This window comes from Pantoea sp. Pa-EAmG (assembly GCF_030024295.1).
Taxonomy (GTDB): domain Bacteria; phylum Pseudomonadota; class Gammaproteobacteria; order Enterobacterales; family Enterobacteriaceae; genus Pantoea; species Pantoea dispersa.
On sequence record NZ_JASEWO010000243.1, the window covers coordinates 1 to 5,275 of the forward strand.

4 protein-coding genes are annotated in these 5,275 nt (G+C 57.8%); 2 read left to right on the top strand and 2 right to left on the bottom strand.

All coding sequences use genetic code 11. From position 1 onward, the window contains the following. Positions 1-13: 13 nt before the first annotated feature. Positions 14-1,645, top strand: a complete 1,632-nt coding sequence (locus QMM04_RS20710; protein ID WP_282996905.1) for a methyl-accepting chemotaxis protein — start codon at positions 14-16, stop codon at positions 1,643-1,645. A gap of 83 nt (positions 1,646-1,728) precedes the next feature. On the opposite strand, the gene alsS is transcribed toward QMM04_RS20710, so the two are convergent. Then, positions 1,729-3,408 (bottom strand): acetolactate synthase AlsS, encoded by a 1,680-nt coding sequence (gene alsS, locus QMM04_RS20715; protein ID WP_241798451.1) that lies wholly within the window; start codon positions 3,406-3,408, stop codon positions 1,729-1,731. A 14-nt stretch (positions 3,409-3,422) separates the two neighbouring features. Continuing rightward, complete coding sequence (gene budA / locus QMM04_RS20720; RefSeq protein WP_264252006.1) at positions 3,423-4,205, bottom strand: acetolactate decarboxylase; 783 nt, start codon at positions 4,203-4,205, stop codon at positions 3,423-3,425. A gap of 104 nt (positions 4,206-4,309) precedes the next feature. Here budA and QMM04_RS20725 point away from each other — a divergent pair, with 104 nt between their 5' ends. Next, positions 4,310-5,191, top strand: coding sequence for a LysR family transcriptional regulator (locus QMM04_RS20725; RefSeq protein WP_166719201.1), 882 nt, complete (start codon positions 4,310-4,312; stop codon positions 5,189-5,191). The last annotated feature ends 84 nt before the right edge of the window (positions 5,192-5,275 follow it).

The following is a 5,275-nucleotide window of genomic DNA, read 5'->3' on the forward strand; positions in this document are numbered from 1 at the left end:
GGCACAGAAAGCCATGCTGGGCGATCTTACCCATGTGGATTTAGAAAAATTGGTGACGGGTATTATTTCTGTGCGACTGCTGGGCGGTTTTCAGGACCGTTTTGAATACGTACAGGCTAACGCAATTCCTTCTATTCGCGATTTATCCGAGCTGATCGATCGCAGCAATAAACTCTCTCTGTCGCTATATAAGCATCAAAGCCAGACTGACAATGCGCGCATGCCGCCGGTCGAGAAAGAGATCGCCCAGCGCCTGGCCGATATTAAAACGCTGGCAGAATATTATTTAGCCAATGATATCTCCAGCGACGAAGACAAGCAGATCACCATTAAAGGCCTGGCGACGCTGCGGCTGGTGGAGTCGCGGTTGCCGGCGTTTCTTGCTGCTTCACATGCTCATCAGGATGACGTCACGCTCGGCATGCTGGAAGCCGAAAGCGGTATTGGCGGCGCCATCAGTCAGTTAAAAAATGATTATCGCCAGCAGATGGCGCTTAATTTGTCGCTGGGTGACGGCTTGCGCGTGGTGAACCAGGAGATCTATCACCGCACATTCTGGGGATTGAGTGCCGGCGTCGCGGTGACTCTGCTGTTACTGGGTACGCTCACCGCGTTAACCCTGGTGCGCATTCGTCAGAGCCTGAAAGCGATTGGTCAGGTGATGGATCACGTTGGCAGCAGCCTTGATCTGAGCGTCACCGCCGATGACAGCAAAAAAGACGAAGTCGGCAATATGGCCCGCGCCTTTAACCAGCTGCTTGACCGGGTTGGCAGCGCGCTGGCGCAGGTGAGTACCGCTTCTCACGCCGTCAGTTCGGCGTCGGCACAAATCGCCGCCGGCAACGAAGATCTCTCCTCGCGGACGGAACAGCAGGCCGCCTCGCTGGAACAGACGGCGGCCAGTATGGCGGAACTGAGCGAAACCGTGCGTCAGACGGCCGACAATACCCGGCAGGCTAATCGTCTGGCCGGTAACGCGACAGAACTTTCAGACGCCAGCGCGGTGTCGCTGGGCAATATGCTCAACACCATGGCGGAGATCCGCTCCAGTTCGAAAAAAATCACCGAAATTGTCACGCTGATCGAAGGCATTGCCTTCCAGACCAATATTCTGGCACTGAATGCTGCCGTCGAAGCGGCGCGCGCCGGCGAACACGGAAAGGGCTTTGCGGTGGTCGCGGGTGAAGTGCGCAATCTCTCGCAGCGTTCAACCCAGGCGGCCAGGGAGATCAAACAGCTGATTGATACCTCCTACAGCCTGGTGGAATCGGGTGCGGTACAGGCCGAAGCGGTGGAAGAGAACATGTCAGGACTGAAAACCGCGTTCCGTCAGGTGAATGACCTGGTAAGCGAAATCGCTGCCGCCGCCGAAGAGCAAAACACCGGCATCTCGCAGGTGCACCTGGCGATTAATCAGATGGATGATGTCACGCAGCAGAATGCGGCGCTGGTAGAGGAGGCTTCTGCCGCATCCGCGTCATTGCAGGATCAGGCGCAAACTCTGTCCGGCCTGGTGAATCAGTTTTCACTGGCCGGGTCCGCGCGACCTGCTGATCGCCTGAAAACGGTCTCCGCGCTGAAACGTCCGGCTGCTGTACCCGTAGCAGCCGGGCACGGCATGGACGCGGACTGGCAGAGCTTTTAACCCCATCCGCCCGGCCAGACCGTAAATTGCGTTATTGTTCCGGACCGCCGTGATGTTCACGGCCGGTCCGGCTTCGCCTCCGCTCACAGCAGCTGGCTGAGGTGCAGCTGCCCCATCAACAGCGGGTTATCGCTGTAATCTACCGGGATGGCGACCACAGCCGGTCCTTCCACCTCCATCGCCCGCCGCAACGTGGGTTCCAGTTCAGCTGCGCTGTTCACCGAAAATCCAGCGGCACCAAACGCCTGCGCGTAAGCTTTGAAATCCACCGGCCCGAAGTTCACACCGGAGACGCGCTGGTATTTCTTCTCTTCCTGAATCGCCACCATGTTATAGCCATTGTCGACCCAGATGATGTGCAGAATATTGGCCTTTAACCTGACGGCGGTTTCCAGCTCCATGCTGGATTGCAGAAAGCCGCCGTCGCCCGACACCGACACCACTTTACGGGACGGATCGACCAGCCAGGCGCCAATCGCCCACGGCAGCGCCACGCCCATGGTTTGCTGCCCGTTGGAAATCATGATTTGCCGTGCCCGGAAGCTGTAAAGATAACGGGCAATCCAGATATGAAAACTGCCCATGTCGACCGTCAGGCTGACGTCACTATTAATGATGTCCTGCATCGCCCGGACGATACGCAGTGGATGCAGGGCGAACTGATCGAGGCTGGCACCCTGCATCGCCAGCAGCTGACGCTGTTGCTGACGATCCTGCAGAATGGTGGCGGCAGCGTCGCTGAGCTGCAGCGGTGACGTGATTTGCGTGGCTATTTTGCGCACTGTCCCGGCGATATCACCTACCAGCTCAGCGTCGGGTTGATAGTGGTTATCGGTCTCGGCGGGAAGCACGTCGATGTGCACCAGCAAGGCGTTGCTGCTGTTCCACATGGCCGGTTCATACTCGACCGGGCTGTAACCAATGGTGATAATCAAATCCGCCTGCTGGAGCAAGCGGTCACCGGCCTGATTGTTAAACAGGCCAACCCGGCCGGCAAAGCGTGAGAAGTGCTCCTGCCGCACCGCGCCCGCCGCCTGATAGGTGCTGGTCACCGGAATACGGCTTTTGCTCAGCAGTTCATGAATCGCCGCGCTGTTCTCCGGCTGGCTGGCCATCAGGCCCAGCAGAATCACCGGATTTTTCGCCCGCGCAATCTCGCGGCTTACGGCATTCACCAGCGCGTCAGGCGCAGCGCCCAGCGTGATGTGTCCTGAACGCTGTAACAGGCTGCCTGACACCGGCTGGTCAACAATGTCCTGCGGCAGACTGAGGAACGATGCGCCGCCGCGCCCGTTTTCGGCATGGCGAAACGCGTTCGATACGCACTCCGCGAGCGCCGAGGCATCAGTGACTTCTACGGCAAATTTGGTCACCGGGCGAAACATCGCCACCGTATCCATGCTTTGATGCACCTGTTTGGCACTGTCGGAGCGCTTAACCGCCCCGCCGATCGCCACCACCGGATCGCCTTCGCTGGTGGCGGTGGCCATGCCGGTCACCAGGTTTGAGCAGCCGGGCCCGGAAGTCACCAGCGCTACGCCGGCGTGGCCGGTCAGACGACCCATTGCCGCGGCCATAAACGCCGCGTTAGCCTCATGACGCACCGGAATCAGCTGAATGGAAGAGTCCACCAGCGAATCAAATACCTTGTCGATTTTGGCGCCGGGAATGCCAAAAATATGGTTTACGCCCTGCGCTTCCAGCTGAGCGACAACCAGGTCTGCGCCACTGTTCCACAGCGTCTGGGTTTTAAGCTGTTTCATGATCACCTCTGCGATTAACTTTCGACGGAACGGATCGCGGCATCGAGATCCTGAGGATTGAGATCGGCCTGTAAAAACTCGCGATCCTGCGGCAGGTCGACCACCAGCTTGCTGATGGCACCAAATGTCAGCGTGCCCTGCTCCAGCACATAGTCGAGGATATGCCCGCCGCCCTGACGATCGTCGGTAATGAAGTGCTCGTGATAGCCGGCGACGTTAATACCCTGCATGTATTGCGGCGTGCGGAATCCAATCAGCTCACCGTCACGCTGGCGAAAATCGAAGGTGGGCTGATTGCCCAGCACTTCCGGCATCGAGCGATACGGGCGGCACTGGCAGGGCACGGTGCGCGTCTGTACCGAGGCAAAGCGGCCGCTCAGGCGCAGCGCGCAGAAATGGTTATCGGAGGTGATGATGCGATCAATCACCTGATGGACGTCATCGCGCGTGGCGGTATGCGTAAAGCGGTGCTGATGTTCCGGTTTAAAGAAGGTCATCACGGCGAACGGGGTTTGTTGTTCAGGCCGTGCCGGGCTGGCGCTGCCATCGGCGCGCAGCTGATAAACCTGCCGGTCAAATGCCACCAGTTCACCATCCAGCTGATTAAACGTGCCGAGGCCAAAATCGCCCTTCTGCAACAGCTGCGCGACGGTGGTTGAACCGTCATAGACGCCGTTGAGCAGCGCACTCATCAGGGAGGTCTGATAGATAACCTTTTCTGGTGATTGCTGTCCCAGTAGAGTGACGGATTCCTTTAGCTGATCTTCGCATGAACAATCAGATACAAAGTTACACATTTGCTGCCTCACAATCAGATAGTTAAGCCGTGTTAATATCATGGTGGGCTACATAGCTCACAGAATCCAATAGTGAAAACTGCCAACTTCGAGACGTTTTTGATATGGAACTTCGCCACCTGCGTTATTTCGTTGCCGTTGCTGAAACGCAGCACTTTACCCGCGCCGCCGAGTTGCTGGGCATGTCGCAGCCGCCGCTCAGCCAGCAAATCCAGCGGCTGGAGCACGAGATCGGCACGCCGCTGCTGAAGCGCCTGACGCGCGGCGTGGAACTGACCGATGCGGGCCGCGCGTTTCTGCCCGATGCGATAGCGATTGTGCAGCTGGCCGATATGGCGCTGGAAAAGGCGCGCGGCGTGGCGCGGGGCATGAGCGGCCAGATGTCACTGGGTTTTGCCAGCTCGGTGGCGTTTGGCGCGCCGGTATTTGAGCTGATTCGCGCCTTCAAAACGCGCTATCCGGCGATGGAGCTCATCACCCGGGAAGAGAACATGGCGCTGCTGATGCAGGACTTAGGGGAAGGTTTGCTGGATGCGGCGTTCATTCGTCTGCCGTGTGAGAGCAGTAAGGCGTTTAACCTGAAAGTGATCGCCACGGAGGAGATGAAAGTGGCGCTGCCGGCCAGCCATGCGCTCAGCCAGCAGCAAAGTGTTGCGCTAACGCAGCTGGCCGAAGAATCACTGATTATTTTCCCGCGCGAGGTGGCGCCCAGCCTGTACGAATTAATCGTCAGTGCCTGTCTGCGCGCCGGCTTTGATGCAACACGCTTTCAGCAGGCTCCGCAGATTACCTCCTCGCTCGGCATGGTGGGCGCAGGCTGCGGGATTGCGCTGGTGCCGGCTTCGCTGTGCTGCGTCAATAATCCACAGCTGGTATTTCGTGACATTGAAAACAATACGCTGTTCACCGACATTGCCTTTGCCTGGCGGCGTAATCATCCGGCCAAAACGGTGTTACACCTGCTAAGTTTGATTAACGGGGAATAATTTGAGGGGGAAATCAGATGTATCCGCTGACAGAGAGGACAGAAAAATACAATTATATTACATTAGCCGGTATAATAAATATAC

Excerpts from the sequence above, each read along its gene's own strand:
- QMM04_RS20725 (WP_166719201.1), top strand. The coding sequence starts at position 4,310 with ATGGAACTTCGCCACCTGCGTTATTTCGTTGCCGTTGCTGAAACGCAG.
- budA (WP_264252006.1), bottom strand. The coding sequence starts at position 4,205 with ATGTGTAACTTTGTATCTGATTGTTCATGCGAAGATCAGCTAAAGGAA.
- QMM04_RS20710 (WP_282996905.1), top strand. The coding sequence starts at position 14 with ATGCTGGGCGATCTTACCCATGTGGATTTAGAAAAATTGGTGACGGGT.
- alsS (WP_241798451.1), bottom strand. The coding sequence starts at position 3,408 with ATGAAACAGCTTAAAACCCAGACGCTGTGGAACAGTGGCGCAGACCTG.